Raw genomic sequence first — 26,921 nt, 5'->3', positions numbered from 1 at the left:
TTCTAAATCTAGCAAGATTTTAATTCAAAACGAAATATGCATACTAAGCGCGATTATGCATAAAAGTAGCGCCAGTGGGACATAGACAAAGCGCCCGATATCATACCAGAGCTTGCCGCGAGCCATATCTGCGCCTAGATTGATCTCATCTAAAATTTCATTCCGCTTAATCACCCAAAACCACGATATCGCGCCGATTACCGCTCCGATCGGAATGATATAAATCGATACGAAATCCATCCACGGACCCCATGAGCTTATGGCTTCCATACCAAGGCCTGCGCCCAGGCAAATCGCGCACAATAGCGCAAGCGTGAATGCGCGGCTTAGCCTTGGAAACTTATGCATTAGCGATTCGGCAACTACTTCGAACATATTTTGAAGCGATGAAATTCCACCAAAAATCACGGCGGTAAATAAAATCACTGCAAAAATTCTACCGCCTGCCATATCTTGCAAAATTTTAGGCAGAGTTACGAAAAGTAGCTTAGGCCCCGCCGCAGGATCCATTCCGTAAGCAAATACTGCAGGGATCATCACTAGCGCAGCTACCATCGCGGCTAGCGTGTCAAATAGCGCGGTATTTTTCGCCGCAGATACGATGTCTTCGTCCTTGGATAGATACGCGCCATAGACGATCATCCCTGAGCCCGTAATCGATAGCGAGAAAAATGCCTGTCCCATCGCAGAAATCCAAACCATCGGATCTGCTAGCTTAGTAAAATCGGCGCCGAAAAGAAACGCATATCCGCCCGCAGCGCCTTGCAGTGTCGCAACCCTAATTGCCAAAATTGCAAATAGCACGAAAAATAGCGGCATCATAATTTTATTCGTTTTTTCGATGCTTTTGGCGCCGAAAAACAGCGTCAACAACGTGCCTGCGACGATTATACAGTGATAAGGTACCACGGAGTAGGGCATCAGGGCAAAAGAGTTGAACCACGTATCGGTATTTTCACTCATTAGCGAGCCGTCTATGGCTTGGACTAGCGCTTTTAGAACGTAGGCGATGATGACGGCATAGCCCACTGCGATACACATCGAACCGGCAAGCGGTAGCCAGCCGATAACCTTACCGATAGCGCCCAGTCCGCGGCTTTTCCACGCGTATTCGTATGAGCCTAGCGTGCCTGTTTTGGCGCGGCGACCGATCGCGTATTCGGCGCTTAGGCCTATGTATGAAAACAGCGCTACGAAAAAAACGTAAATTAGCAAAAATGCGCCGCCGCCGTTCGTGCCGAGTTTATAAGGGAAGCCCCAGACATTTGCCATACCTACGGCGGAGCCCACGCAAGCGATGATAAAAGCCCAGCGCGATGAGAATTTGTGTTTTGTCATAAAGCCATCCGTGCAAAAAATTTTCGTTATGGTAGCAAAAAGGAATTTAAGATTTATTTATGCGGAATTTTAAGGCGTGCCGATTTGATTACTTAGAAATTTTTAGAATTTAAAATTGCGAAGTTTTAAAGCAAGATTGGCGAAATTTTATGATCAAAATCGATAGAGTTAATTCTGCGATATTGCGCGGCAAAATTTTATCTTTAATAATTTTAGAATTTTACGCTTAGGCTTTGGATTTAAAATTCGCTTGGCCTGGGCTTGTAGTGTGGCTTGCTATTTAAATTAGGCGAGAAATTTAGATCAATTAGAATTTTAAAATTCTGCGAAATTTTAAAATTTACGATCTCGCAAAATTTGAAAACAGGCTTATCAAGAAATTTTATCTAGCGTCGCTCTGGCAGAATTTTCGCGGTAGAATTTCGCCTTTTGTTTGTAATATGAAGAGGACTTATAAATAGCACTTTTATGGCGCTCTACAAGGCGAGTGGCATTCCTGTGCCCGCTATTAGGGCATCTATGCGGGAGCAGCGAATAAATTTTTGCCCTATATGGGGATGGGGATTGAGAGCGTCGCAAGTGGCAGCGTGCTTGAAATTTCCGGCACGCAGCATCACAGAGCGAATTTTATTAACTCACACTTTGGCTTAGTTATTTTTCTCCGCTTCTTCATTTTCTTGCGGCTGCGCGACTGCTTTTTTGATCGCTTTTACGAGCGAAACTCTTGTGCCATCCATTCGCAGCACTTCATAGTCGCAGTTTTCATCGCTTATTTTATCGCCGATTTCAGGTAGGCTGCCGAAGAGGTTAAAGACGTAGCCGCCGATCGTTAGCTGCTCGGTCTCCTCGTCGAAGTCGATGCCCATCACCTCCTCGACGCCTTCGATCTCGAAGCGGCCTCTAAACTCAAAGGTGTTCTCGTCGATACATTTAAAATTTTGTGCATTCGCGTCGTGCTCGTCGTTGATGTCGCCAAAAATTTCTTCTATTATATCTTCCATCGTCAAAAATCCCGCCGTGCCGCCGTATTCGTCGATGACGAGCGCGGCAAAAATGCGCTGCTTATTCATCATCGGTAAAATTTTAGAGATCGGGCTGTTTTCAGGCACGATGATGAGCTTGCGCACGATTTTATCGAAGCTTTTATCTCCCTTTTGCTGGATGATGTCGCGGATGTGGATGAGGCCTAGGACGTTATCCTTGCTGCCGTCGATATATGGGAAGCGCGTAAATTTCGACTGCAAGACGGTTGCATAGTTTTCGTCGTAACTTTTTTGCTTATTTAGGCAAACTAGATCGCGCCTCGGCGTCATTATCTCTTTAGCGACCGTGTCGCTAAAATCGACGGCATTTTTGATGATCTCGGTCTCTAGGCTATCGAGCACACCGCCCTTTAGGCTCTCGCTCGCGATGATTTTGATCTCTTCGTCCGAAAGCGCAAGCTCGCTCTCTTTGGCGGGCTTTACGCCGATGATTTTAAGCGATACGGCAGCGATGAAGTCAAATGCCTTTATGATCGGAAAAAACATAATCCAAAAAATATGAAGCGGTCTAGAGATGAAAAGTACGATCTTCTCGGTTTTGGCAATAGCGATGGATTTTGGCACCAGCTCGCCGAGCACGACGTGAAATAGCGTAACGAGCGTAAAAGATATGACGAAGGCGATCGTATGTGCCGCCGCTCCGCCGCCTATGCCGATGGATCTTAGCGGCAGCTCGATCAGTCTCGATACCGCGGGCTCACCGATCCAGCCGAGGGCTAGCGAACTTATCGTAATGCCTAGCTGAGTGGCGCTGAGGTAGGTGTCTAGGGAGTTTGAAATTTTAAAAGCGAGCTTTGCGTTTGGAATTTTATCCTTGATAAGCTCTTCGAGGCGAGACTTTCTTACTTTGACGATTGAGAATTCCGAAAGAACGAAAAAAGCATTCATAAAGATGAATACAAAAGCTAAAACTAACATTAAAACCGAACTGTCCGTGTCCAAATTTCTTATCCTTTGAAATTTAAAAATAAATATTTATGATTATATCTAAAAACGCTTTAAAATCCAAAAGGCGTGGAAAATGCCTCGCGCCCGTGCGTAGAATTTTACGGAGTTGAAATTTTGCTTCTTTTATCGCGCGAAATTTCATCTGCCCACGCGAGACTTGTCGCCGCGCAAAATAGCGCTAAATTCTGCTACCCAGCCGAATAAATTTTATTTTCATACTGGGCTGCGGCTGCAAAATTTCATTTGTATACGGCCGTAGCGAAATTCCATCTGCGCCCGAAGGGGCAAAATTTTACTCCAAATTTCGTCGCGCTTAAAATCGTAAAATTTCGCGCCGTAGAATTCTGTAGCGACGGACGTTTCGGCTTTCTATGCGACGGAATTTCGCCCAGCACTTGCATTTTAAAATGAAATTTTGTCTCGGCGCGGATTATGTTTATCGCGCGTGTTAATGGAATTTTGCGGTAATTTAAAATTTCGCGCTGCGGCAGGCCTTTGTCGCGGCGAGATTTTATCGCGATAGAGCTCTAGCGCGGCGGATAATCCTAGCGCCGCGCGCAAGTCCATTAAGAAATTTAAATGCTACGATAAAACCCGCTACTTAAAAAAACCTCAGCGCGCAAACTCTTGCGAAATTTTAAATCGCAAGACTATCTATTTCTTGTGGCAGCCTCGTAAAGAGGCAAGACTTTTGGCATCACCTCTTTTAGATCGGCGATGCGATCGTCGTTTGAAGGGTGCGTGGACATAAATTTAAGCGGATGGCTCTCATTTAGCTTATTCATCTTCTCCCAGACGTTTATCGCCGCCCTCGGATCGTATCCTGCGCGCGCCATCAGCTCAACGCCCATCAGATCGGCTTCCGTTTCATGCGTGCGCGAAAACGGCAGCGTGAATGTGTACTGCGCCGCCATATTCAAAGCCGCTGAGCCCAGATCTCCAAGCCCTGCTGCGGAGCTTGCTACGGCGATACCGACATCTTTCATCTGTTCAGTCGAGGCTCGCTCGCGGCTGTGTTCGCGCAGTGCGTGAGACATCTCGTGCCCCAAAATAGCAGCCAGCTCGGCATCGGTAAGCTTTAGTTTTTCGATGATGCCAGTATATACGACGATACGGCCGCCAGGCATACACCAAGCATTGATCGTAGGGTCGTTGATGACGTTTACCTGCCAGTTCCATTTCAGTGCGTCTTTGCGAAATGCGCCGACTTGAGCGATTAGGCGCTTCGAGATGCCTCTAACGCGATCAGTTAGCTTTTTATCAGTATTTAGGACATGTTTGGCGTTTGCTTGGGCGGTAATCTGCTTGTAGGCAAGCGCGGCACTTTGATCCATTTCAGCTTCGCTTACGGTGATGAATTGCGAGCGGTCGATGCCTACGGCGCCGCCTTGCGTGGTGCTCGCGCAGCCGGTAAAAATCATCATCGCAGCAAAGGATATTAAAAGAGCTATTTTTTTCATCTTTTCTCCTTAAAATTTTGCGGCGATTTTAGCGAAATTTGATTAAATTTTTAGAATTTTATTTTGAATTGCTGTATTTTGCAGGCGCGATCTATTTGTAATTTGTCGTGAAATTTAAGAACACCCGTCGCCTTTAAAATAGGATTGGGCTTTGTAATTTAACGATAAAATTTAGCGGTGATTTCGCAGAATTTTATCGTGGCGTAAACGAGGCATTGCTGTGTGAAAGCAGTGATTTTATCTAAACGCGGCGTTGCATAAACAAGGTGCCTCTACGTCTAAATAGAGCGGGGTGCGGTTTTAAATTTACGCAACGATAAATCCGGTAGAATTTTATTTACACCAGGCGCTCGACCCGGGCGCAGCAAGATCGGTTTAAAATTTATGCGATCAAATCGTGCGATAAAATGGGCTCGGATGTCGCTATGATTTGAGGTGAGTCGCACTAATCTTTTGTGGTACATGAATTTTTAATTACTAATTTGGTAAAAGCCAATGCGCCGCATCTTACGCTGCAGTGAAAATGATCGCAGAAATGCCAAACACCACAGACGCCTTTTCATAGAATTTATCTCGCGAAATTTCATTTGCACGCGTCGGGATAAAATTTTAAACTGAAAGCCGTACCGTATCATTTTGGGTAGAATTTTAGAATTTTACGCGTTTAGAATTTTAAAATTTTGCTACGCAAATCTATGCGATGAAATTTTAAGCTTAAAAATCCGCGCCGGCTTTGGAATTTTATATGTGCCGCGTCAGCTATAAAATTTTACACTTAGAATTTTATCGCTGCAGCAAGATTTGGTTGGACCGGGGTCTCGCATCGCCGTAGGATTTTTGGCGGCACGGAATTTTGCAGCGCGCATCTAAATTTAGCTATGCAAAATTCCTAAAATTCTTTATCAGCATGGAATTTTACAGCGCCGTTAAAGCGCATAAAGAATTCTGCGCAGGCCTCGCAAACTCTAACGAAAGCTCCATTATTTGGAGCGTGCGGACTTTAAGGCAAGCGAGTAAATTATGCAACGTAAAGCCGTGGGCGCCATACTTGATGCTAGGATTTCGCGCCCGCGGCGCCCATTTAGTCCTTTTTGGACTTTAGCTTGGCGATCGTTTCTTTTGCGGCCTCGTAAGCCTTAGCGCTCATCTCGCGCGCCCTTTCGCTTACGTTTTTGGCGACTTCGGAGCTTTTTAGCTCGGCAAATTTTTGGCTCATCTTCTTTTCAAACTCGCTAAGCTCTTTTTTGATTGCGTCCAGCTTCTCGTCCAGATCGAGGTTTTCGATGATTTTGGCGCTTTTTTGGCTTAGCTCTTGAGTGATTTCGCGTGCCTTGGCGCTTGCCTTTTTCGCGCGTTCGCCAAGCTCGATCTCGCCGATTTTAGAGCTTAGTTGCTCGGCAAGATCGCTTGAAATTTTTCTAAATTTAGCCAAATAGCCTCCGAATTCTTCATCGGCGATCTTGGCGATTTCGCTTTTAGCGGGCTCCTCCGAGCTTGCGACCGCATCGCTTAAAACCGCGCTAAATAGCTCGCTCATCTGCGAAATTTGAAGCCTTTCGTTCTCTAAGCTCTGTGCGTCGCTTGCTGGCGAGAAACTTAGCTCGTCGCGGTATCTCTCGGCGGCTTTATTTATGCCGTCGTAGCAGCCTAAAATCGCGCCTCTAATCAGCGCAGAGGCTGTATTTTTACTCTCGTTTGCAACGAAAATCGCGCGGTTTATGATGATTTTTGAAATTTCTTTTGTACGGAATTTCGTAAATTCCCCGTCGCCTATAGCCGAAAATGCGATGTTTTTCGCCGTCTCGTGCGCGGTATCCTCGATGTCGGTGCCGCTTTCGAGCACGCTTATGAAAGCCAGTTCGCTCGCTTCTTTCAGCACGTCCGCAAGCGGAAGTTTACTCGCAATCGCTCGCTGTAGCGCCGCGCCTATGCGCTCTTTTGCTTCTGTTTCGCTTGCGTTTTGCAGCGCGGTATCCAGATCGTCGTAGCTGCGCAGAACTAGGGTTTTAATCGCCTTTTGTTTACAAGCGATCTTTTTGCGCAGATCGTCGTAATCGTAGATGAGTTTGTAAAGAGCCTGCTCGTCCTCGTCGCACAGCGCCTTTTTAACGCCGTTAAGTAGGGCTTCTGCCGTCTCATCGCTAAGCGCGCCCGCGTCTTTTAACTCGGCTGCGAAGTCTAGGATTAATTGCGTGCTTTTGGCGCTTTTACTCTCGTCGTCAAGCTCACACAAAGCCTTCGTGGCTTTTTGCAAGGCGAGCTCTTGCACATATGAGGCTAGCTCGGCTTGTGAAATTTGCGCGAGATCGGCGCCGAATTTTTCTATCAGTTTTTCTTTCATAACCTCTCCTACAGTATGTATTTAAAATGAGCCTTTAATCGCTCGAAAATTTCATTTCTGTGCGTATCGCTATTTACGAAGACGCTTGCGTTGAAGCTCATGTATTTGCCGCCGTTTGAAAAGCGTGAAAAGTCTATTTTGTAATTTTCGCCCTTTAAAATTTCATCGATCTGCTCGCGCTTTTGGGTGCTTGCGTCTAGGATGATTTTGTATTCCCAAAAGAGCGGATAGTCGATTTTTGGCTTTTCAGCCCCTAATATACACGCCACTCTTGCCCCCCTCTTTGCGTTGCAGCACGATGTCGGTAATCTGCATCGATTTATTTATCGCTTTTAGCATATCGTAAATCGTCAGCAGCCCCACGCTTACGCCCGTTAGCGCCTCCATCTCAACGCCCGTTTTGCCCGTGATTTTTACAGTTACAAAAAGCTTAAACGCGCACTCGCTCGTAAGCTCCTCAATATCGGTTTTAATCGAAGTAATCGTAAGCGGATGAGTCATGGGTATTAGCTCACTCGTCTTTTTAGCGCCCATTATCGCGGCAACTACGGCAGTTTGAAGCACGGGGCCTTTTTTGGCCGTGTTTTGCTTAACGGCGGCAAACGCCTCCGCGCTCATGCGGATGATGCCGCTAGCGGTGGCTACACGCTCGCTCTCGTCCTTGGCGCCGACATCTACCATGCGCGGCATATTGTTTTCGTCTATATGTGTAAGCATAAAATTCCTTGCATTTTTTGGCGGGATTATAGCAGAATTTCGGGCATAAAAAAAGCCCGAGCTTTTAAACTCGGGCTTCATACAAAAAGGAGGTTTTATCTTGTCGGACAAGAACGATTATACTACCTAAACAGTAAATAGAAATAAAATATATCCTTTTTAGGCGAACTCTTTCACGCTTAATTTATAGCCGTTTTTAAAATTTTGATGAAATTTGACTATATGCTTTGACGCGCTGCGCGGGAATTTGAATGGGTAGCGAAATAAAATCGAGCCAAAGAGTGATTAAATTTAAAGCGGACATTAAAGAGCAAAGATAAAATTTAAAGCAGAGTGTGTGGTTATTTTGGCTCAATATGGACGATCAAAAGAGCGGAGCAGGGCGCTCTGCCGAGGCAGTATAAATAAGACGCCGCAAAAAACGAGCTTAAATCTAGAGCAAGACGGCGTTTAAATTTAAGCTCGTTTTGCTTAAACTCAAGGGCTCGCGCGCAATGCAGCGTAAATTTAACCCTTCACGCGAGCGTTAAACGACGCAGGCGCGGATTAAAATAGCGCGCGCAAATTTAAACATCGTCGCGCAAAATCCGACCTGCGTTTGAAATTTAGCCTCGTTTAAATTTTAAACGTTTTTAGCAGGCCGCCTAAATTTAACCCCTTATCTTCGCCGTTTGCGCCTCCTCCTAAGAGATCGCCCAAAAAGCTACTTGCGTCGTTGATATCGATTTTGCCGTCGCCGTTGAGGTCGAGCTTGGCGCTTGCGATTTTGCCGATCAGCGCACTAAAATCCACACCTTTGCTATCGACGGCGTTTGCTTGCACGTCCTCGCCGCCGCCCAAAAGTCCACCCAGCATCGAGCCTAGCGAGCTAGATCTGCCGCTTTCGTTTTTGCTTAAAAAATTTGAGCTGATGCCCGCAATTATCGCATTTATCTGATCGTCGGGCAGGTCCACGCCTAGAAATTTTTCGATAAAAGCGACCGGACCGCTTTGAAATTCTCTTAAATTTTTATCGTCGCTTTTGAGCGCAGAGACCATATTTACAAGTCCATTTATGTCCATTTATGCCTCCTTGATCTTGGCTTTCGGAGCCTGTTTTACAATAAGTTCTATTACTTTTAGAGCGTCCGCTTTGGCTTCAAAATCCTTGCTGACGGCGATGATCTGTCCGTTACTAGCCGTTAAGCGGAAGCGAACCTTGCCTGCTTTATCGGTGTAAAGCTCAAATTTCGGATTGTTTAGCTTTTCTCCGCTCGCGATTTGATCCTCGATCTTATTTAGTGCGGCGTTTTTTGCGACGCTTTCGATGCCGTTTTTGCAAGCGGCCTTGCTCGTGTAAACCTCGGAGGTGCACAGTACGTGCCCGTCATAAAGTAGATCGAATTTGCAGCCGTCCTTGGCGTCTTTGATTAAAAACTCAGCCATTTTTCATCCTTTCGTAAAAGATATCGTTATTTTAGCTAAAATTTTAATAAATATTTTTAATAGGCGCGGAATTTTCTGCTAAAATTGCGCACAAATTTCATTTACAAAGGATCATAATGATAAAGGCTCTACGTTTTAGCTTGATTCTCGCCGCTACTTTAGGATTTGGCGCGGATGAGAGCGATGCATTATTTAAGGATATAAGGACGCGTCTGGGCTGCAATCTAGCCGCACAGGACTGCGAGACTAACGCGGGCGGGCAGAAGGCGCTCTTTAGCGTAGCGCGCCATCCGATCGAAGCGGGAGCAAATGAGCTAAAAATAAGCGGAATTTCGCGTGAGCTGAAAAATCCGAGCGTTAAAATTTCGGGCGTGAGTATGAATATGGGCAATGCGGAATTCCCGCTAAAGCGCAGCGCAGACGGCTATGAAGCGACGCTTGACGTTGCAGTATGCACGCACGCCGTAATGCGCTACAAGCTTGAAATTTACGAGGATGGCGAGCCTAGTGGGCTTTTTGTGTATTTTGATCTGCGAAAGCGCGCTACAGATCGAGACCGCGGCGAAGACATCCACTTGCATCACCACGAGCATTAGACGCGCCCAGTTTGTGTGCGGGGTAAAATTTGCGCTTTTTCAGACACGACGCTTTAGGGAAACTTGCACGTTGATTGTAGAAAATTTTACAAATTTTATAAGGTGCCGCTTGCGATAAATTTTTATGTATCTTTCGAGCGGCGCACGTCGCGAGCGGATATGGGCGCCTGCGCGGCTCGCCGTAGCGACCGAAGCGCGCTTCATAGGCGTTTGCAAACGCGTCATTATAAGCGTGCGGCGATTTTTCGCGCGTTCGCTGTATGTGTTTCGTAACCGCTACCGAGGCGCGTCAAATTTAGCTCCTCGCCGCCTTTAAATTTTAAAATTTTTAAGATTCGCTTGCGTTTCATACGCCCAAGCTACGCGGAATTTTAAAATTCCTTGTATAATCTGAAGCAAATTTTAAATCTAAGGAAAGCCATGCAAATATTAAGACAAAAGCACTTTAGCGGCGAGCGCGCGCTGTTCGGCGCAAAGGATCTGCGGATCGAAAATTCCGTCTTTGGCGAGGGCGAGTCGCCGCTAAAGCACAGCACAAATATCGTCGTGCAAAACTGTAAATTTGAGTGGAAATATCCGTTTTGGTACGCCGAAAATATCCGCGTGCAGGACTGCTTCTTCGACGAGATTGCGCGCGCAGGGATCTGGTATAGCCGCGGCGTGGTGCTAAAAGACTGCCTCTACGGCGCGCCCAAGGGGCTTCGCCGCGTAAAAGACGCCGCGCTGCAAAACGTAGAATTCCACGACGCGCAGGAGACCTTGTGGCACTGCAGCGATGTCACGCTAAAAAACGTCACCGCAAAGGGCGCGTATTTCGGGCTTGATTGCGAAAGCTTAAGCATCGAAAATCTATCGCTCTTCGGGGATTACTGCTTTGACGGTTGCAAAAACGTAACGATCAAAAATTCCAAACTCCTCTCCAAGGACGCGTTTTGGAACTGCGAAAATATCCTCATCGAGGACTGCTTCATCGCGGGCGAGTACTTCGGCTGGAATTCTAGAAACGTAACGCTTAAAAATTGTAAGATCGAGAGCCTGCAGGGCTTTTGCTATATGCAAAATTTACGCTTGCAAGATTGTGAGCTCATAAATACGACGCTAGCGTTTGAATACAGCGACGTGCATGCCGAGGTAAAAGGCGCGATCGATAGCGTCAAAAATCCAAGCAGCGGGCTAATTCGCGCAGAAAGCATCGGCGAGCTGATTCTAGACGGCTCGACCGACGCGTCTAAAATAGAGATCATCACTGAGTTAAGGGCGTAAGATGGGACTTTTTGATTTTACCTTCGGCAAGGAGAAATACGACTTCGACACTCTGCCGAACCGACGCGGCACGAAGTCGCTTAAATGGGACGTAGGCGAGAATGAGCTTCCGATGTGGGTTGCCGATATGGACTTTGCCGTAGCGCCCGAGATCATCGAGGCTCTGCAAAAGCGGCTGAACGAGCGAGTTTTAGGCTATTCGCTTGTAGATGATGAGTGGCGCAGCGCGTATCAAGGCTGGTGGCTCGCGCGCCACGATTATAAAATCCAAAAGGAGTGGCTGATCTACGCAAATGGCACGCTGCCTGCGATCGATTCGATCATCCGTAAGCTCACCTCGCCCGCCGAAAACGTGCTGCTGATGAGCCCCGTTTACAACTGCTTCTACTACTGCATCAAAAACGCCGCCCGCGTGCCTGTGGAGAATGAGCTTGCCTACGCTAACGGCGATTATAGCATCAATTGGGAGGATCTACAGGCTAAGCTCGCCGATCCGCAAACGACGCTTTTTATCCTTTGCAACCCGCACAATCCGGTCGGCCGCACCTTTAGCAGGGATGACCTTGCCCGTATCGGTGAGCTGTGCGAGAAGCACGGTGTGACGGTGCTTAGCGACGAAGTGCATTGCGATCTGACCGAGCCGGGCGTGCGCTACGTGCCATTTGCTGCCGCGAGCGAGACGTGCGAGAAAATTTCAGCCTCCATAATCGCTCCTACGAAGGCGTTTAACATCGCAGGGCTGCAAAGTGCGGCGGTCTTTGCCGCGGATAAACGCTTGCGTCATAAAATTTCAAAGGCATTAAATTCCGACGACATCGCCGAGCCGAATTTTTTCGGTGTCCAAGGGGCGATTGCCGCATTTACGAAGGGTGCGCCGTGGCTGGACGCGCTGCGTGAATACCTCAGCGAGAATCGCAAATTCGCGGCGGAATTTATCGCGCGTGAGCTTCCGCAGGTGCATGTTGTGCCGCAAGACGCGACCTATCTGATGTGGCTCGATGCGGGCGCTTATACGCAGGATAGCGCGGAGCTTGCGCGCTTCATCCGCGAAAAAACGGGGCTGTATCTCTCCTGCGGCGCGCAATACGGCAAGGGCGGCGAGAAATTTTTGCGCCTAAATATCGCGACATCTAGAGCGCTGCTAAAAGACGGGCTAGGGCGGCTGAAAGAGGCGCTAAAGATTTGCCCGCATTAAACGAACTGCGGCGCAACAAAGACGAAATTTAAAATTTTATAACGGCTAAATTTAAAGCGGCGGAGCAAATTTTAAAATTTATCGCAGTAGGGCACGGCTTTGCGCTAAATTTAGCGGCGATCAAACTTGCGGTACGCGAACGTTTAAATTTACGCGCGGCAAAAACTAGCGCTTAAATGCGCTACAAAAGGCGGATTATGGATAGAAACGGCGATTTAGAGGAGCTTTACCTGCTTGAAAAACGGCGCGAAAAGCTCGCGCGCATTAGCAAGCTCGTCTCATTTTTGATAACCCTGCTGCTGCTCGGACTTTACCTGTTTTTGAATACCGGGGCGGAGCCCGTCTCGTTTGATACAAACTGGCTTATAATCGCGCTTTTCATCATCTTCCCCCTCTTAAACGGACTGCTCTACCGCCTATTTTACAGCTTAAACTTTGGCAAAAACGGCGGCACGCACCGCGCAAATTTTGATAAATTTAACGACTTCGACACGGCGCAAAATACAGGCGCGCTAGGGCAGGGCGCGGCGCAAGATGGGCAAATTTTAAGCGCCGATGCGAAAGAGGGGCGGGTATTAAAAGCTGAAATAGGCGAGGGCGATAGCTCTGAAAGCAGCGATAGCCGCATGAGCGCTACTTACGGAAGGTTTGAGCCCAAAGCCGCCGAAAGAGAAGGCAGGGGCGAGAAAGACGGCGCAACCCAGTCAAAATTTAACTTTCTAGCGGATCTACAGAGCCTAGAGGATGAGCGCGCGGCGCTGCAAAAAGCGGTGAAAAAGGCTAGTCTCATCGCCGCTGTCGTAGGGACCTGCGTGGGCGTGCTCGTGGCGCATTTTTGGGACGAAGTGGCGCCCGGCGTATTTTTCGGCATCTCCGTTTACGGCATAGTAGGCGCTCTTTTGACGGCGAGCAAAAGACGGAATTTCAGATCAAATTTTAAAAGCAGGATCGTCTCGAGCATCGCAAAAAGCTTCGGGCTTAGCTACGATGAAAGCGGCGGGCTTACAGCAGATGAGTTTTTTGAAATTTACGACTGCTACATAAACGAGCAATCGAGCGAGGATATGATGAGCGGGGAGGTGCAGGGCGTGCGCGTGAGATTTAGCGACTTTTACGCCGCCGAAAAGGTGCGCACCAAAAACGGCACTCGCACCGATGTAAAATTTCAAGGAGTGCTTTTCGTCGCGGACTTTCACAAAAGGCTTAACTGCGAGGTGCGGGTATGTCACAAAAACTCGCGAAATCTGCGCAGATGCGGACAGCGAGCGAATATGGATGACATGAAATTTGAGGAGTTTTTTGACGTCTATACGACCGATCAGGTGGGCGCCAGATACGCTCTGACGCCGCTTTTGATGCAGCGACTGACTGAGGTTTATCTAAGGCTGGGCTCGCAGATAAACGCGGTGCTAAGGGAGGACAAAATTTACGTGGCGATCGAGACCTGGCGCGATAATTTCGAGCCTAGAATCGACTGCTCGCTAAAGCAGGACGCCACGATAGCGCTCTACGTAGATGAGATCGGCGCGCTTGTGGGTATCGTGAGTGAGCTAAATTTGAACCGCAAAATTTGGAGCGAATGAGGTGAGCGGCGGCGCAGTAGAGTATGGCAGGGGCGGCAAGCTACATACAGCCGCGACGGCGCACAGATAAGACATAGCGCGCGGGATTGCAGGCTTTGGTGGCAGCGGCACAGATATGCCGTGTAACTGAACATGGAAATGGATGCGTTGCGCGGCTTATGCGCTTGGGCGGACATGTGATCGCTCCTTCGCGCGAGCCGATCGAAAGATGGAGCGCACGCGCGGCAGTGTTCGTATAAGACTTTGCAAGCTACTTTGAGCCGATAAATTTTATAAATCCTCGCTCCGTTTAACAATCGAGCACTTGCGATTTATTACTGCTTGTGCGGCATAAATTTTTATCGCGCGAGCAGTTTGCATTAGAATTCTACTATCGCTTGAAATTTTACGCCGCCGCGCGCGACTTAAATTTTGCCGCGACGATCCGCGCTAGGCTGCGTTTCGGTTCAGCTAAAATTTACTCGGCGGCAAATTTGCCGTGCGGAAGCAAAACTCTACCGTAAGATCGATAAATTTAGTTATCTTATAAAAGCGCTCGTCGCCTATGGGCGTTTACAGCCGCCGTTCAGTGAAGATACGGCGGCTAGTCGCTGCAAAGTCGCAGGGCTCAATTGCCCTGCTAAACTAGACGGCAAATCTAAATTTATAGCTTCCCGCCCTCGATTACGACGTCGTCAGCTTTGATGTCGTCGCCGTATACCGGCGCTAGCGTCGCATCGTAGTCGGCGTGGAAAAATTTCTCGTCCGCGAGCTTTACGATTAGATCGTCAAGCCATTTGCGAAGCTCGTCGTTGCCCTTTTTGACCGCAGGTGCGATGACGTCCTGATCGCCGAGCGAGCGGATACCTACCTTAAAGCCAGGGTTTGACTTCGTCCACGCAAACAAAAGCGTATTATCATGCGCGATTGCGTCGCCCCTGCCATCCAGCATCGCACCAAAAGTCTCGGTATTTTGGTCAAATTTTAAAAGCTTGATCTCGGGATGGTTTTTCGTAAAATACAGATCCGCGGTCGTGCCTTTGTTGATTAAAAGCGTTTTGTCCTTAAGCTGCGAAACGTCGGTGATATCGCCGTCCTTGCTTGCGACGCCGAGGGCTACCTTCATATACGGCAGCGCGAAATCCACGACCTCTTTGCGCTCCGGTGTGACGGTAAAATTTGCAAGCGTGATATCGACCTTATCCGACGCCAAAAATTCCGCGCGATTGGCGGCCTCTACGAGCACGAACTGAACCTTGCTCTCATCGCCTAAAAGCTCCTTTGCGATACGTTTTGCAAAATACACGTCATATCCTGCGTTTTTACCCGTCTCGTCGATATAACCAAACGGCGGCTTGTCGCCGAAAACCGCGATCCTTACTACGCCGCGCTTTTTAACTCCGTCTATATAGCTTTGCGGCGCGGCGGAACCTTGCGCGGAATTTGAGGAGCCTTTGCCCTCGTCGTTGCAACCTGCGAAAAATAACGCACCTAAGATAAAAAGCGTGCTTAGTGTTTTTTTCATCTTTTCTCCTTTATTAAAATTTATTTTTTAAATTCGAACATATTTAAGAATTTCTTCGCGCGCTCGCTCTTCGGAGCAGTAAAGAACGCCTCCGGTTCGTTAATCTCCACGATGCTTCCCTCATCCATAAAAACTATGCGATCGGCTACGGCGCGCGCAAAGCCCATCTCATGCGTTACGATTAGCATCGTCTGCCCCTCTTTGGCGAGATTTAGCATTACGTCTAGCACCTCGCGCACGATCTCGGGATCAAGCGCCGCGGTAACCTCGTCAAAAAGCATGATCTTGGGCTTCATCACAAGGCTTCGTACGATCGCGATGCGCTGCTTCTGCCCGCCGCTAAGCTCTTTGGGGTAGGCCCGCTCTTTATTTTCTAGTCCTACGACTTTGAGCCAATGCCTGGCTAGCTCTACAGCTTGCTCGCGCGATACGCCTTGAACTTTCACGGGACCTAGGATGATGTTATTTAATACATTTAAGTGATCGAAGAGCTCGTAGCTTTGAAAGACCATGCCGATCTTTTGTCTGATCCTGCGCCAGTCTGTGAAATTTTGATCGATCCGCTCGCCTTCGATTATAAAATTTCCGCTTTGTACCGGCTCTAACCCGTTGATCGTGCGAAGCAGGGTGCTTTTGCCACAGCCGCTAGGACCCAGGATCACCACGACCTCGCCCTGCGCGACACTAAGACTGACGTCCTTTAGTGCGTGCAGCTCGCCATAAAATTTATTGACTTTATCGATTTTTAAAATTTCCATCAGCTCCACCTGTTTTCTAATTTTTTCGAAAGCGCCGAGATCGGATAGCAGATCAAAAAATATACGAAGAATATCGCTCCATAGATGATTAACGGCGCATAATTATCGCGAAAGACGTTCACCTCGATGATCTGCTGTCCGACCTTGACGAGCTCGATAACGCCGATTAGCACGGCGATCGAGGTTGTTTTTATCATCCTGCTGAATAAATTTATCGTCGCGGGCACTAGGCGCCTCATCGCAAGCGGCAGGATGACATAGAGATAAATTTGAGATCTGCTAAATGCGAGCGCTTCGGCGCTTTCGAACTGATGCTTGGGTATGCTAAGCACGGCGCCGCGCACCAGATCCATCATCTCAAAAACGCCCCAGATGCTAAAGACGATGATCGAAGCCGCGATATTTGAGATGTGGATGCCAAATGCCTTACTCGCGCCGAAATATACGATAAATAGCCAAACGATAGGCGGCATTATGCGCACAATCTCCAGGCAAATTTTAAGCGGGATGTATAAGGCTCTGCGCCCGGAGGCCATTAAAATTCCAAGCACTAAGCCTAGAGCGAGCGAAACCGCGATCGAGATGAGCGCGATTTGCAGCGTGACCCCAAGCCCGCCAAGAAGCCTGATTAAATTTTCGCCGCTTAAGAGTTCCATCGCTAGCCTCTCATATACGCAAGGCGCTTTTCAAGCAGCGTAAGCGCTAGTGAAAGCGGCAGGATTATGATCAGATACGAAACGCTTAACATAAACAGCGCCTCGTTCGTCTTGTAATACAGCCCGATCACATCCTTTGCGGCATAAACGAGATCGGCGAGTGCTACGATGCTAACGATCGAAGTTTCTTTAAGCAGAAAGATTATGTTTGCGCTGATGGAGGGCAGGGCGATCGCAAAAGCGCGCGGCAGCACGACGTAAAACACTATCTGTGCTTCGCTTAGCCCCAGGCTCATCGCGCTTTCAATCTGGGATTTTTTTATCGCCTCAAAACCGAGCCTAAAGCTCTCGCTCATATAGCTTCCGCCTAAAAATGCAAGACCTACGATCGCGCAGGTAAAGCCCGAAATTTGAACGCCTAGCTTCGGCAGGCCGTAGTATAGAAAAAATAGCTGAATTAAAAGCGGGGTATTGCGAGATAGCTCGATATATGCGTTTACAAGCGGACTTAGCAGAGGTACTCTTTTATATTTTATTAGCGTGCAGATAAAGCCGATGATGATGGATAGTAAAATCCCGTAAAATGCGAGCTTTAGCGTTAAAATTCCCGCCTTTACGAACATAGGGCTAAATTTAGCTATAAAATCAAAATCCATAAATTCTTCTTTCCATAAAATATGCGTATTATACAAATAACTGATTAAAATAGTATTAAATTAGAATCTTTTTATAAAAATTCCGAAAATTTAGGAGTTTAAAAATATATCTTATAAATATATTTAGTCCGAGCAGATACCCGGACTATAGAATTTTGACGGAATTTTACGAGTAAAAAATATACGCGTATCCCGAAACCAAAAACGCGGAGAATATCGCTAGAATTCCGCCACTTCGTACCATTTCCGCCTGGCGAATGCGTCCCGTGCCGAAAACCAAAGCATTCGGCGGCGTCGCTACCGGCATTATGAAAGCGCAGCTTGCGCCCACACCGATTACTATAGTAAGAGTTTCTTTTGGCAGCCCCATTTGCGCTGCTACTCCCGCAAATACTGGTACTAAAAGCGCCGCCGAGGCGGTATTGCTCGTAAATTCCGTAAGGCAGATGATAAAAACTGCGGTTACTAAAAGTACGATGTAAGTAGGCGCTCCGCCGAAAGTATGCGCGACTAGATCGCCAAGCACCTTAGAAGCTCCGGAATCGCCTAAAACCGCACTTAGCGTAAGTCCGCCGCCGAAAAGCAACAGCACGCCCCACTCGGTGTTTTCGGCGATGTCGTGCCATTTGGCAAGCCCTAGCACGACGATTACGACTGCCGAGCAGATAGCGACGTAAGCATCATCCACTTTAAAGCCCACAAGGGCTGAAATTTGCTTTGAAAATATCCAGCCAAGCGCTGTTAGAGCAAATACGACGATAGTAATAATGCGCTCGCGCGTCCAAGGGATATGCTCCAGATCCATCTCTATTTTATGACTTAAATTCGGCTTGAAAATTATATAAAGCACCACAAGCATTATCGGTAGCATCACGCACATTAGCGGCAAACCTACCTTCATCCAGTCCGCGAAGCTGTAGTGCAAGGCTTGAGCCACGATTAAATTTGGCGGAGATCCCACGAGCGTGCCCAAACCTCCGATGCTTGCAGAATACGCGATGCCTAAAAGCAAAAACACGAGCGTGCCGCGATCTTTGCTCTCGTCCATGTTGGCGCAAATTCCAAGCGCGATCGGAAGCATCATCGCAGCAGTTGCGGTGTTTGAAACCCACATCGAAAGGATCGCCGTAGCAAGGCAGATTAAAATCGCAGCTACACCCAAGCGACCGCCTGCGCGGGCGATTAGCCACATCGCGATCTTTTTATCGAGCTTTTGCATATGCAGAGCCGTTGCCAGAGCAAAACCGCCGAAAAAGGTAAAGATCGTAGGGTTTGCAAAATTTGCAAGCGTACTTTTGATGGTGGCAGCTGTGAAAGTGCCATCTTTAGCGAATTTGCCAAGTCCGATAGCTACCGCAAGCACCGGCACCATAAGCGCGGTTACCGTGATATGCACGGCCTCTGTAAGCCACATAATCGCGATGAAAGCAAGCAGTGCAAGGCCTTTTTTGACATTGGGCTCAAACGGTAACGCGGCATATAGCGCAAAGCCCACAGCAGCGGCAATCGCCATAATGATGACGCCGCGCTTAGGAAACGGCACGGTGTCGGTGAGCCTGTCTAAACCCAGCTCGTCTACGTCTGAGTCCAGTGGTCCTTGTAAGCGGGAGTTGCGTAATTCCACTTTGTGTTCTTCCATAGATACTCCTTTTTTGGATTTGGCTTATGATACAAAAATGAGGCGGGAATTTTATAAATTCCAAATCAAATCGTCTTAAATTTTTAAAAGTGCAGTTACTATCGGTAACACGGCACTTATCTCGTGTGTAAATTTTAAATTATACATAAAAACGAACAACTAAATAAGCGCTTTAAATTTCATCACAGATTATTTTTTAATGACACCCGGCATTTAAATTTGCTAACTGCTCACGGGGCGGCGACGTAGAATTTCGTCGAATTCCGTGCTGGCAATCGAGATAGAATTTTATCCAAGGCGAGTGAGATAAAATTCCAAGTCTTGTCGCGAAATTCATCAAAATTTCAAAAAAAGGATATTATAATCAACAAATTTTAAACGCGCTTATGAGCGAGCTTGGCGGAAGGCGCTTAAAGATAGCAAGCGGTAAAATGGCAAAGCGGCGGCGGCGGAAGCCCGAAATTATAAATTGTAAGGAGAAAATGTGAAAAATAAAATTTTAATCGCGGCGTTTACCGCTGCGGTGTGCGCGAGCTCAAGCTTCGGCGAGGGGATATTTTTAGGTATCGAGGGAGATTATTCTTTTAAATCCAGCATCACTACTAAATGGTCTGATGAGGAAGATTCTGGCACGAATAAAGATAATAAGGGGCAGGCTGCTCTCGGCTTTAAAGGCGGCTATGATTTTGGTATAGCTAGGGCGTACGGCGAGTACTTGTATGATTTCAAAGCTTCGAAAACTGGCACTGACGAGGAGGACATCATATTTAAACACGAGTGGAATAAGCATAGCTTGCTCGTAGGCGGGGATTTTACGCCTGAGATTACAAACGGCTTTAAACTCGTAGCGGGCGCATATACAGGAGTTTCATTTTTGAAATATAAAATTTATTCATATGACGAATCTGACGGAAGCAGCGATTCGCTCTCAAAGACTCTGCCTGGCTGGGTAATCGGCGCAAGACTGGGCGGGCTATATAGCTTTGACGAGCATAACGAGATCGAGTTTGGCTACAAGGCGGACTACACTAGATACAAGGCTAGTAAGCTTGGAGAAGGGGTAGACAAGGTATATGAGACCAACCATGGGCTCTATCTAGGGTATAACTTTAAATTTTAAAAATTCTAACGTACTAGCGCAGGATGGGGCGAACGAACTCCCGCCCCATCCGTTTTAAATTCCAAATAATTATTAGACGTCAAATCGCAGGATTGTTTAATCCGAAATTTGCTAGCAATTCAGACGTAATTATATGATAATCAAGGGTGCTGCCGGTACTAGACATCAAATTTTACCCGCTTACGCGTATAAAATTTAAAATTTTTAAAAATATTATTACGCAAGCTTAATTTCCTATTTTTAGTGTTATCTGTTAAGCGCTTAAATTGATGGAATTTATGAAATTTTACTCAATCCGCTTTTTTCTAAGAATCGTTATAATTTCAAGTTGAAAAAGCGGAATTTTATCAATGTCTCCATTTGCCATTTTAAATTTGTTTCATAATTGCTTCGTATATCTCACGACTCCTAGCTTGAGTCCGACGCAGAAATGCCATAAAATCATTAAAATTTGGTTGGTTGCCATAGGCAAAATTCTAAGCGAGCACGTAAAAGGATTGCGTCTTAATGCTGGCCGATCTAGAGATGGATTCGCCTGTTTGCTTTATGGAAATCTCGCATTTATAACTTTTTTGAGATTAGCGCTAAATTTTGCGGTAGAATTCTAAAACTACTGCGTCTAAGAATTTTAGAATTTTACCGTTTTAAAGCATTAAATTTTACGATTTTAAGGTTGGTCGAAAGCACAGAATTTTACCTTTATAAATTCGCGGTAAAAGCGGTAGATGCCTGTCGTGCGGATTTAGATGCCAGATTTATCCGCAAGCGCTACGCTTTTACTAAAATTTTATCTTTGTAAAAATTTTAAAATTTCAATCGCTCTTTTTAAAGTACTTCGGCGCAAACATAAATTTCTAGCCGCTTCGCTATATTTTATAGGCTTGCTCGGAGCTTTAAAATATCAAGGCTACCGTACTTGCTATTTGCCAAAAACCCTATCGAAAATCGCGTCTACGTTTTTGGTGTAATATCCGTAGTCGAAGCACTCTTTAATCTCGCTTTCGCTTAGTTTTTCTCGTAGCTTTGTATCTGCGAGCAGATTTTGTAAAAACAAGCTAAGCCCTTGCTCATCTATAGCTTTTTTGCCCTCTTGCAGATCCGCCCAGACCTTCATCGCATTACGCTGCACGATTTTATAGGCATCCTCTCTGCTAACTCCTCGTTTAGGCAGCTCTAGCAGCACGCGCTGCGAAAACACGAGCCCACCGGTTAAATTTAGATTTCTCATCATATTTTCAGGATATACGAGCAGTTTTTCGATCAAGCTTGTCAAGCGATTTAACATAAAATCAGCAGTTATAAAGCCGTCGGGGAGGATAAATCGCTCGACCGAGCTATGGCTGATGTCGCGTTCGTGCCATAGCGCTACGTCCTCCATCGCGGGTATTGCGAAGCTACGAATCATACGACATAGTCCAGTTACGTTTTCGCTAAGCACAGGATTTCGTTTGTGCGGCATCGCGGAGCTGCCCTTTTGACCTGGGCTAAAAAATTCCTCTGCCTCATAAACCTCGGTGCGTTGATAGTGGCGGATTGCGATAGCGATCTTTTCGCAGCTGGAAGCCAGGATCGCAAGTGCGCTCATTACCTGCGCGTAGCGATCGCGCTGGATGACTTGATTGGATGCGGGAGCGGGCTTTAGCCCCAGATATTCGCACACTAGCTCTTCCAGCTCTAGTGGAGCGTGGGCGAAATTCCCCATCGCACCGCTTATTTTGCCGTAGCTGATAACGCTTTTTGCGTGTTGCAAAAGCTCTAGCGCGCGATTTATCTCATCATACCAGACCGCAAGCACGAGTCCGAAAGTGATCGGCTCGCCGTGGATACCGTGGCTGCGCCCGACCATCAGTGTCATTTTATGCTTCATGGCTTGAGATTTTATCGCGGCTTTTAAATTTTGCACATCCTCAATGATAAGCTCCATGCTTTCTTTGATTTGTAGCGCGACGGCGGTATCGATGCAATCGCTGCTAGTCATGCCGTAATGCACGAAGCGGCTCTCCTGCCCAAGGCTCTCACTCACGCTCGTTAGAAATGCAATCACGTCGTGCTTGGTGGTCTTTTCGATCTCATCTATCCGCTCGATCCTAAAGCTTGCGTTTTGTAGAATTTTATCTTTATCGCAGTCGCTTATTAGACCTAGTTTATTCCACGCCTTAACTGCTGCGAGCTCGACTTTTAGCCACGCGTCGTATTTGGCTTGCAAGCTCCATTTTTCAGACATCTCTTTTCTTGCGTATCTTTCGACCATTTTAGTAGCCTTTCGGTTAGAATTTCTTGTATAATGATGGCAATAATTATATAAAAATGGGGCTGAAAGTTTAATATGGGTTATGAGAAAAGAAGCTTGGGAAGCTTTGAGGGACGCAAAATTTACGAAATTCTGCTTAGCCTCGGATACGATATGAAATCCGCGCAGCGCATCTGTGACAAGCATCGCGTAACCGATGCGGAGGATCAAAATTTACATAAAAACTCTGTCGCGCACGGAGAAATTTTTTTGATCGATTACAAATGCAAGCCGCGCGGACTGAAGCCGATCTTTGAGTGCGATGCGTTTGCGGCATTTGACAAACCAAGCGGAATTCTTAGCCATCCGAGCGGGCGCAACTCGCCTTATAATATGTATGACGAGATCTGGTCGCTATACGGGCAGGACGCGTGCGTGGCGCACAGGCTCGATCTCGAAACCAGCGGCGTTTTGATCGTCGCTAAAGATAAAGACGCGGCGCGCGAGCTCAAAGAGTGCTTCGAACAGCGTAGAGTGATGAAAAGCTATCTAGCGCTCGTGCAAGGAGATTTGAGGGAGGGCTTGCGAGGTGATTTGCAAAGTGCTGCTTGCAATGGAGAGATAGAGAGTTGCTATGCTCTAGGCTTTGATGAAATTTGCGGATCAAAATTTGCGGGCGATGCTGTGAGTTTGCCAAGTAGCATATCGGATCTGCGCGATACACTAGCTCTAAAAGGAGTAGGCGATAAATTTGGATTTAATACCTTGTCTGGTAATGTGAGTAGGGGATTATGGCGCAGCATTCTATCTGGCGGCGCGCAGGTTAAATTTAATTCCGGCGCTCCTACTGGCGATGTTGGTAGCGGATCTGAATTTGATGCCTTATCCTGCGGCGTGAGTGATAAGCTTAAATCCGCTATCGCGATGAGTAGCGCGGATAACGGGCATAAACCTTGCGCCTTATCTGCGGTCAAATCTATGCCGGCTACTTCTACGGGCTACGTAAATTTTAAAAAATTTGAGCCTGCAAAATACGCAAAATTTAGCGAAAAACTGAAATTTTTAAAGGATTTTGAGGGGTTTGTGATTGATGCTCCGATCGCCCCTAGCGACGAGTTTGCCGATCTTAAAATTCGTATGAAAATATCGCGCGATGGCAAGGAGGCAATCACGCTGATACGCTCGCTGCGATATTTTGAGGACATGGACGCTAGCCTGATTGAGTGCTATCCACTGACGGGTAGGCAGCATCAGATCAGGCTGCATCTATTTGCCGCGGATACGCCGATATTGGGAGAACCGCTGTATGGGCTTTCGCGAGAGCAAGCGGAGCGGATATTGGATAAAAAGATGGATGAGACGGAGCGGATCAGAACGACAGGGGCGCCGAGATTGTTGCTACACGCGAATACAATTTGCTTCGAACTAGGCGGCGAACGATACGAGATAAAAAGCGAATTTGACGCCGCAAGAGAGTTTTATAATCTCGCGAAAATCGGTAAAATTCAAGCAACTTAATAAAATTTTAAAGCGGCGGCGATTATTTTGATGACTAGGATTTTGTTTTTGCTGGTTTTTATAAAATTTTGTGCTTACAATGGCATTAATTTATTAATTTCTCATCTGTAGTTATTTGAAAATTTTAAGACGATTTTATTTTGCGATAGCTATAATTCATAATTAGAATATTAGTAATTTTGAATAAAGGATGAAAATGTTGTGGTGGGAAAAAACAGTGGAGTATTATTTTGTAAAGCAGTGTTTGTTGGAATCGATATAGCTCCACTTGATGGTGATGTAGAAAAAATAGGTGATGCCTTAACACACAACAATGGGAAGTTTTTACTTATAGAGTTTAAAAGGGCATTCGAGAATTTATCCTCAGAAAAGAAAAAATATGCAGATTGGGGACAAAGCGCTATGGCTATAAAAGCATATAATTCAGCTTGGCTAGACGGTGGGTTTCATATATTTATTTTCGGTAGCGAAGATGACGATAAATTTGAGCTTAGAGCGCATAAATATTGGATGCTTCAAGATAAGTTAGGTGGTAGTATAAAAGATTTTAAACCCGATGTTGATTCTTTTAAAAAATACAATCAAGAACATGGAATATTTAAAAGAGAATTTGACGAATACGCTAATTTTCTATTTAAGCAAAAGGGCGGGGCGGGAAGCTCTGTTAATTTAGAAAGCTCGGCATTGATAGCAAGTATGGGGAGCAAAACGGTAGTTGCTTCTTTTGGGGAATATTGCAAGAGGGTACTTGGTTTGGGCATAGACCGTAGCATAGAACAAAAACAAACAATAGAAATATCGCAAGATATTGGCATGAGACTTGGATTGTAATTGTTAATTTCTATGAAAATTCGAAATGTTAAGGGTAGATAAGAAGGAATTCGCGGATGATTTCAGCGTTTGTAATCTTGGATTTTTTAAGCAGCGATCTGTCTAAGAAGATGCTGTTCTCATCCATTATTTTTTGCGCGTCCATTGCTACTCCGTTATAAATTTTTTACTGATCTGCCTTATGATCTGGAAATATTAGCCGAATTTTTTCTATCTTTTTAAATTTTATCCATATTGACGCCATTTTGATCTAAAATTTTACCCTGCTCGTTTCTTTGTTTGAGTTGTCCGCACGCTGCACTGATATCTAGCCCCTTGCTCTGGCGGATCGTGCAAGTAATGCCGTGCGCGCAGAGATAGTCTTGGAATTTCACCATATTTTCGGGGCTTGGTCTGCCAAAGCTCGAGCCTTCGTGCGGATTAAAATAGATCAGATTTACTTTTGCGCGAATGCCGTGCAGAAGCTTCACTAACGTTTTGGCATCGCTTGAGCGGTCATTTATCCCATCGATCATTAGATATTCAAACATCACGCGTTTTCGCAGATCGATTGGGAACTCGCGCACCGCCTGCATGATCGATGCAATATTGTAGGCACGATTTATCGGCATTAGTTTTTCACGCAGTTCGTCATCCACTGCATGCAGTGAGATCGCGAGTAGCACGCCAAGATCCATTTCGCCAAGCTTTTTTATCTGCGTAGAAAGTCCGCTTGTACTTATCGTTTGGCGACGCGGCGCTATTGCGAGTCCGTCGTTTTCTTTTAAAATTTGCACGGCTTTGGCAACGTTGTCTAGGTTATTAAGCGGTTCGCCCATCCCCATATATACGACATTGACGCGCCGCTCGTACGGGATCGCGTTCATTTTCTTGATGAGCCAAATTTGAGCCACGATCTCGCCTGGAGTTAAATTCCGTACGAAGCCACCTTTTGCTGTCAAGCAGAAGCTACAGCCAATTTTGCAACCCACTTGCGAACTTACGCAGATTGAGTAGCGCGCATGTCTTACAACTTTTTCGTGTTCATCTCGCAGCTCATCCTTCATCGGTAGCAGGACACTTTCTATCGTCTTGCCGTCTTTGAGAGCGAAAAGATATTTGATACTGCCATCGCTACTTGTTTCGGATCTGACGCATTCAAGCGGATCTAAATAAAAATTTTGAGCTAAACTTTGACGGATCTCTTTTGGTAGATTTAGCATTTGTGTGAAGTCATCCACATTCTTTTTGTAAATCCATTCGTAAATTTGCTTGGCTCTAAATTTTGGTTCGACGAAATTTTCAAGCTCTTTCATCGTAAAATCAAAGATATTTTTCAAATTAATGCCTTAGTTTTTAGATATTTAGTTAAATTTTCTTTTGCAGCGGCGTGATTTTTTAAAAAATCCGTGTGAGCATTTGAATTGCAGAAATTCGTCGCACAAAAAATTCCGTAAGCGGGAATTTCAAATTTTTGTGCTACCTTGAGAACCGCAAAAAATTCCATATTTTCTAAAAAATAACCTCGCTCAAAGAATTTTAACGCGGATTTTTTATCGGTCGTGATAAAATTTGAGCTATTAGTTATTGTTTCATATGAAACATTGGCAGAATTCCTAGCTAGAATTTCATAGTTAATTGGAGAGTATGAAAGCTCATAAAGCGCCGATATCTCACAGTTTGCAGCCGATCTGCTTTCATAAATTTTTAGAATTTTACCTTCTTTATATAGCCCTGCAGAACCCACGAAAATGATTTCACTCGGCAAGCTTTGCCTATTTTCGCATAAAAATTTAGTCAAATTTATACTCATATCCACTAGCCCTACACCCATAGGCAGGGCAAAATCAAAAATTTCATTTCGTCCGGCAGAGATTATCATTTATGGATTTACGCTTTCGTTATTTTTCGCTAATCATAGCAAAATGACGATAAATTTAAAGCTAAATTTTGAAATTTTTTCGTCGTAAAGTATCGGATGAAATTAAAATAAATCGAGTAAATATCTATGAGAGCTGTACCTTTATCTTCCATAATGGTATAGTAGTGCAGGTGGCGGGTAGAAGATGGAAAAGTATTTAAAAAAGCTTATGATTTAGCTAAAACGAATAAATTTTACCT

General features: G+C 46.0%; 25 protein-coding genes. 9 read left to right on the top strand and 16 right to left on the bottom strand.

Going from position 1 to position 26,921, the window contains the following annotated elements:
- Positions 1-24 precede the first annotated feature (24 nt).
- Both Q0605_RS02035 and Q0605_RS02030 read right to left on the bottom strand, forming a co-directional pair.
- Entirely contained in the window at positions 25-1,338 is a 1,314-nt protein-coding gene (locus Q0605_RS02035) for a sodium-dependent transporter (RefSeq protein ID WP_298703759.1), read from the bottom strand.
- Positions 1,339-1,985: 647 nt separating this feature from the next.
- Positions 1,986-3,299 (bottom strand): hemolysin family protein, encoded by a 1,314-nt coding sequence (locus Q0605_RS02030; RefSeq protein WP_297921872.1) that lies wholly within the window; start codon positions 3,297-3,299, stop codon positions 1,986-1,988.
- 273 nt (positions 3,300-3,572) lie between these two features.
- Between Q0605_RS02030 and Q0605_RS02025 the strand changes: the two genes are divergently transcribed.
- Positions 3,573-3,740: a hypothetical protein gene (locus tag Q0605_RS02025; protein ID WP_298703757.1), complete on the top strand. Its 168-nt coding sequence runs from the start codon at positions 3,573-3,575 to the stop codon at positions 3,738-3,740.
- 239 nt (positions 3,741-3,979) lie between these two features.
- Here the strand turns inward: Q0605_RS02025 and Q0605_RS02020 are convergent, their stop codons facing one another.
- Positions 3,980-4,789 carry a M48 family metallopeptidase gene (locus tag Q0605_RS02020; RefSeq protein ID WP_297945685.1) on the bottom strand — a complete coding sequence of 270 codons (810 nt, stop codon included), beginning with the start codon at positions 4,787-4,789 and terminating at the stop codon, positions 3,980-3,982.
- A 636-nt stretch (positions 4,790-5,425) separates the two neighbouring features.
- Between Q0605_RS02020 and Q0605_RS02015 the strand changes: the two genes are divergently transcribed.
- Positions 5,426-5,554, top strand: a complete 129-nt coding sequence (locus tag Q0605_RS02015) for a hypothetical protein (protein WP_298703755.1) — start codon at positions 5,426-5,428, stop codon at positions 5,552-5,554.
- Positions 5,555-5,870: 316 nt separating this feature from the next.
- On the opposite strand, the gene Q0605_RS02010 is transcribed toward Q0605_RS02015, so the two are convergent.
- The 5 genes from Q0605_RS02010 to Q0605_RS01990 all read right to left on the bottom strand — a co-directional run bounded on the left by Q0605_RS02010 (position 5,871) and on the right by Q0605_RS01990 (position 9,272).
- Positions 5,871-7,130 carry a hypothetical protein gene (locus Q0605_RS02010; protein WP_298703753.1) on the bottom strand — a complete coding sequence of 420 codons (1,260 nt, stop codon included), beginning with the start codon at positions 7,128-7,130 and terminating at the stop codon, positions 5,871-5,873.
- Positions 7,131-7,138: 8 nt separating this feature from the next.
- Positions 7,139-7,399, bottom strand: coding sequence for a DUF493 domain-containing protein (locus Q0605_RS02005; protein ID WP_297917799.1), 261 nt, complete (start codon positions 7,397-7,399; stop codon positions 7,139-7,141).
- On the bottom strand, positions 7,377-7,847 hold the full coding sequence (gene moaC / locus Q0605_RS02000; RefSeq protein WP_298703751.1) for a cyclic pyranopterin monophosphate synthase MoaC: 471 nt from the start codon (positions 7,845-7,847) through the stop codon (positions 7,377-7,379). The genes Q0605_RS02005 and moaC overlap by 23 nt, the downstream gene beginning before the upstream one ends.
- A gap of 615 nt (positions 7,848-8,462) precedes the next feature.
- Positions 8,463-8,909 (bottom strand): hypothetical protein, encoded by a 447-nt coding sequence (locus Q0605_RS01995; protein WP_298703750.1) that lies wholly within the window; start codon positions 8,907-8,909, stop codon positions 8,463-8,465.
- Complete coding sequence (locus Q0605_RS01990; protein WP_298703749.1) at positions 8,910-9,272, bottom strand: DUF1508 domain-containing protein; 363 nt, start codon at positions 9,270-9,272, stop codon at positions 8,910-8,912.
- A gap of 116 nt (positions 9,273-9,388) precedes the next feature.
- Between Q0605_RS01990 and Q0605_RS01985 the strand changes: the two genes are divergently transcribed.
- The 4 genes from Q0605_RS01985 (at position 9,389) to Q0605_RS01970 (ending at position 13,909) form a co-directional block, all read left to right on the top strand.
- Positions 9,389-9,868: a hypothetical protein gene (locus Q0605_RS01985; protein WP_297917811.1), complete on the top strand. Its 480-nt coding sequence runs from the start codon at positions 9,389-9,391 to the stop codon at positions 9,866-9,868.
- A gap of 420 nt (positions 9,869-10,288) precedes the next feature.
- Positions 10,289-11,131: a DUF3737 family protein gene (locus tag Q0605_RS01980; protein WP_298703747.1), complete on the top strand. Its 843-nt coding sequence runs from the start codon at positions 10,289-10,291 to the stop codon at positions 11,129-11,131.
- A gap of 1 nt (position 11,132) precedes the next feature.
- Positions 11,133-12,326, top strand: a complete 1,194-nt coding sequence (locus Q0605_RS01975) for a MalY/PatB family protein (RefSeq protein WP_298703745.1) — start codon at positions 11,133-11,135, stop codon at positions 12,324-12,326.
- A 197-nt stretch (positions 12,327-12,523) separates the two neighbouring features.
- Positions 12,524-13,909 (top strand): DUF3137 domain-containing protein, encoded by a 1,386-nt coding sequence (locus Q0605_RS01970; protein ID WP_298703743.1) that lies wholly within the window; start codon positions 12,524-12,526, stop codon positions 13,907-13,909.
- Between the two features lie 643 nt (positions 13,910-14,552).
- On the opposite strand, the gene Q0605_RS01965 is transcribed toward Q0605_RS01970, so the two are convergent.
- From Q0605_RS01965 to Q0605_RS01945, 5 genes are all read right to left on the bottom strand, one after another.
- Positions 14,553-15,413 (bottom strand): cysteine ABC transporter substrate-binding protein, encoded by an 861-nt coding sequence (locus tag Q0605_RS01965; protein WP_298703741.1) that lies wholly within the window; start codon positions 15,411-15,413, stop codon positions 14,553-14,555.
- 20 nt (positions 15,414-15,433) lie between these two features.
- The gene (locus tag Q0605_RS01960) at positions 15,434-16,171 is read right to left on the bottom strand and encodes an amino acid ABC transporter ATP-binding protein (RefSeq protein WP_298703739.1); all 738 of its coding nucleotides are present in this window, start codon (positions 16,169-16,171) and stop codon (positions 15,434-15,436) included.
- The gene (locus tag Q0605_RS01955) at positions 16,171-16,827 is read right to left on the bottom strand and encodes an amino acid ABC transporter permease (RefSeq protein WP_297881208.1); all 657 of its coding nucleotides are present in this window, start codon (positions 16,825-16,827) and stop codon (positions 16,171-16,173) included. Before Q0605_RS01955 ends, Q0605_RS01960 begins: the two co-directional genes overlap by 1 nt.
- Before the next feature lie 2 nt (positions 16,828-16,829).
- Positions 16,830-17,483, bottom strand: a complete 654-nt coding sequence (locus Q0605_RS01950; RefSeq protein WP_298042910.1) for an amino acid ABC transporter permease — start codon at positions 17,481-17,483, stop codon at positions 16,830-16,832.
- Positions 17,484-17,649: 166 nt separating this feature from the next.
- Positions 17,650-18,996, bottom strand: coding sequence for a DASS family sodium-coupled anion symporter (locus tag Q0605_RS01945; protein WP_298703834.1), 1,347 nt, complete (start codon positions 18,994-18,996; stop codon positions 17,650-17,652).
- Positions 18,997-19,606: 610 nt separating this feature from the next.
- Between Q0605_RS01945 and Q0605_RS01940 the strand changes: the two genes are divergently transcribed.
- Positions 19,607-20,242, top strand: coding sequence for a hypothetical protein (locus Q0605_RS01940; protein WP_298703736.1), 636 nt, complete (start codon positions 19,607-19,609; stop codon positions 20,240-20,242).
- 919 nt (positions 20,243-21,161) lie between these two features.
- Here Q0605_RS01940 and purB read toward each other — a convergent pair.
- On the bottom strand, positions 21,162-22,493 hold the full coding sequence (gene purB, locus Q0605_RS01935; protein ID WP_298703734.1) for an adenylosuccinate lyase: 1,332 nt from the start codon (positions 22,491-22,493) through the stop codon (positions 21,162-21,164).
- A gap of 75 nt (positions 22,494-22,568) precedes the next feature.
- Between purB and Q0605_RS01930 the strand changes: the two genes are divergently transcribed.
- Together Q0605_RS01930 and Q0605_RS01925 are read left to right on the top strand one after the other, a co-directional pair.
- The gene (locus Q0605_RS01930) at positions 22,569-23,990 is read left to right on the top strand and encodes a pseudouridine synthase (RefSeq protein ID WP_298703732.1); all 1,422 of its coding nucleotides are present in this window, start codon (positions 22,569-22,571) and stop codon (positions 23,988-23,990) included.
- A 204-nt stretch (positions 23,991-24,194) separates the two neighbouring features.
- Positions 24,195-24,821, top strand: coding sequence for a hypothetical protein (locus Q0605_RS01925; protein WP_298703730.1), 627 nt, complete (start codon positions 24,195-24,197; stop codon positions 24,819-24,821).
- A 218-nt stretch (positions 24,822-25,039) separates the two neighbouring features.
- Here Q0605_RS01925 and rlmN read toward each other — a convergent pair whose 3' ends face one another.
- Both rlmN and Q0605_RS01915 read right to left on the bottom strand, forming a co-directional pair.
- Positions 25,040-26,140, bottom strand: coding sequence for a 23S rRNA (adenine(2503)-C(2))-methyltransferase RlmN (gene rlmN / locus Q0605_RS01920; RefSeq protein WP_298703728.1), 1,101 nt, complete (start codon positions 26,138-26,140; stop codon positions 25,040-25,042).
- Positions 26,137-26,682, bottom strand: coding sequence for a purine-nucleoside phosphorylase (locus Q0605_RS01915; protein ID WP_298703726.1), 546 nt, complete (start codon positions 26,680-26,682; stop codon positions 26,137-26,139). The genes rlmN and Q0605_RS01915 overlap by 4 nt, the downstream gene beginning before the upstream one ends.
- Positions 26,683-26,921: the final 239 nt, after the last annotated feature.

The sequence above is a fragment of the uncultured Campylobacter sp. genome (assembly GCF_938017705.1).
Lineage (GTDB): Bacteria > Campylobacterota > Campylobacteria > Campylobacterales > Campylobacteraceae > Campylobacter_B.
The sequence above is the reverse complement of the archived record's forward strand: the minus strand, read 5'-3'. Positions and strand labels throughout refer to the sequence as shown.

Excerpts from the sequence above, each read along its gene's own strand:
- Q0605_RS02035 (WP_298703759.1), bottom strand. The coding sequence starts at position 1,338 with ATGACAAAACACAAATTCTCATCGCGCTGGGCTTTTATCATCGCTTGC.
- Q0605_RS02030 (WP_297921872.1), bottom strand. The coding sequence starts at position 3,299 with ATGTTAGTTTTAGCTTTTGTATTCATCTTTATGAATGCTTTTTTCGTT.
- Q0605_RS02020 (WP_297945685.1), bottom strand. The coding sequence starts at position 4,789 with ATGAAAAAAATAGCTCTTTTAATATCCTTTGCTGCGATGATGATTTTT.
- Q0605_RS02010 (WP_298703753.1), bottom strand. The coding sequence starts at position 7,130 with ATGAAAGAAAAACTGATAGAAAAATTCGGCGCCGATCTCGCGCAAATT.
- moaC (WP_298703751.1), bottom strand. The coding sequence starts at position 7,847 with ATGCTTACACATATAGACGAAAACAATATGCCGCGCATGGTAGATGTC.
- Q0605_RS01995 (WP_298703750.1), bottom strand. The coding sequence starts at position 8,909 with ATGGACATAAATGGACTTGTAAATATGGTCTCTGCGCTCAAAAGCGAC.
- Q0605_RS01990 (WP_298703749.1), bottom strand. The coding sequence starts at position 9,272 with ATGGCTGAGTTTTTAATCAAAGACGCCAAGGACGGCTGCAAATTCGAT.
- Q0605_RS01985 (WP_297917811.1), top strand. The coding sequence starts at position 9,389 with ATGATAAAGGCTCTACGTTTTAGCTTGATTCTCGCCGCTACTTTAGGA.
- Q0605_RS01980 (WP_298703747.1), top strand. The coding sequence starts at position 10,289 with ATGCAAATATTAAGACAAAAGCACTTTAGCGGCGAGCGCGCGCTGTTC.
- Q0605_RS01975 (WP_298703745.1), top strand. The coding sequence starts at position 11,133 with ATGGGACTTTTTGATTTTACCTTCGGCAAGGAGAAATACGACTTCGAC.
- Q0605_RS01970 (WP_298703743.1), top strand. The coding sequence starts at position 12,524 with ATGGATAGAAACGGCGATTTAGAGGAGCTTTACCTGCTTGAAAAACGG.
- Q0605_RS01965 (WP_298703741.1), bottom strand. The coding sequence starts at position 15,413 with ATGAAAAAAACACTAAGCACGCTTTTTATCTTAGGTGCGTTATTTTTC.
- Q0605_RS01960 (WP_298703739.1), bottom strand. The coding sequence starts at position 16,171 with ATGGAAATTTTAAAAATCGATAAAGTCAATAAATTTTATGGCGAGCTG.
- Q0605_RS01955 (WP_297881208.1), bottom strand. The coding sequence starts at position 16,827 with ATGGAACTCTTAAGCGGCGAAAATTTAATCAGGCTTCTTGGCGGGCTT.
- Q0605_RS01950 (WP_298042910.1), bottom strand. The coding sequence starts at position 17,483 with ATGGATTTTGATTTTATAGCTAAATTTAGCCCTATGTTCGTAAAGGCG.
- Q0605_RS01945 (WP_298703834.1), bottom strand. The coding sequence starts at position 18,996 with ATGGCGATTGCCGCTGCTGTGGGCTTTGCGCTATATGCCGCGTTACCG.
- purB (WP_298703734.1), bottom strand. The coding sequence starts at position 22,493 with ATGGTCGAAAGATACGCAAGAAAAGAGATGTCTGAAAAATGGAGCTTG.
- Q0605_RS01930 (WP_298703732.1), top strand. The coding sequence starts at position 22,569 with ATGGGTTATGAGAAAAGAAGCTTGGGAAGCTTTGAGGGACGCAAAATT.
- Q0605_RS01915 (WP_298703726.1), bottom strand. The coding sequence starts at position 26,682 with ATGATAATCTCTGCCGGACGAAATGAAATTTTTGATTTTGCCCTGCCT.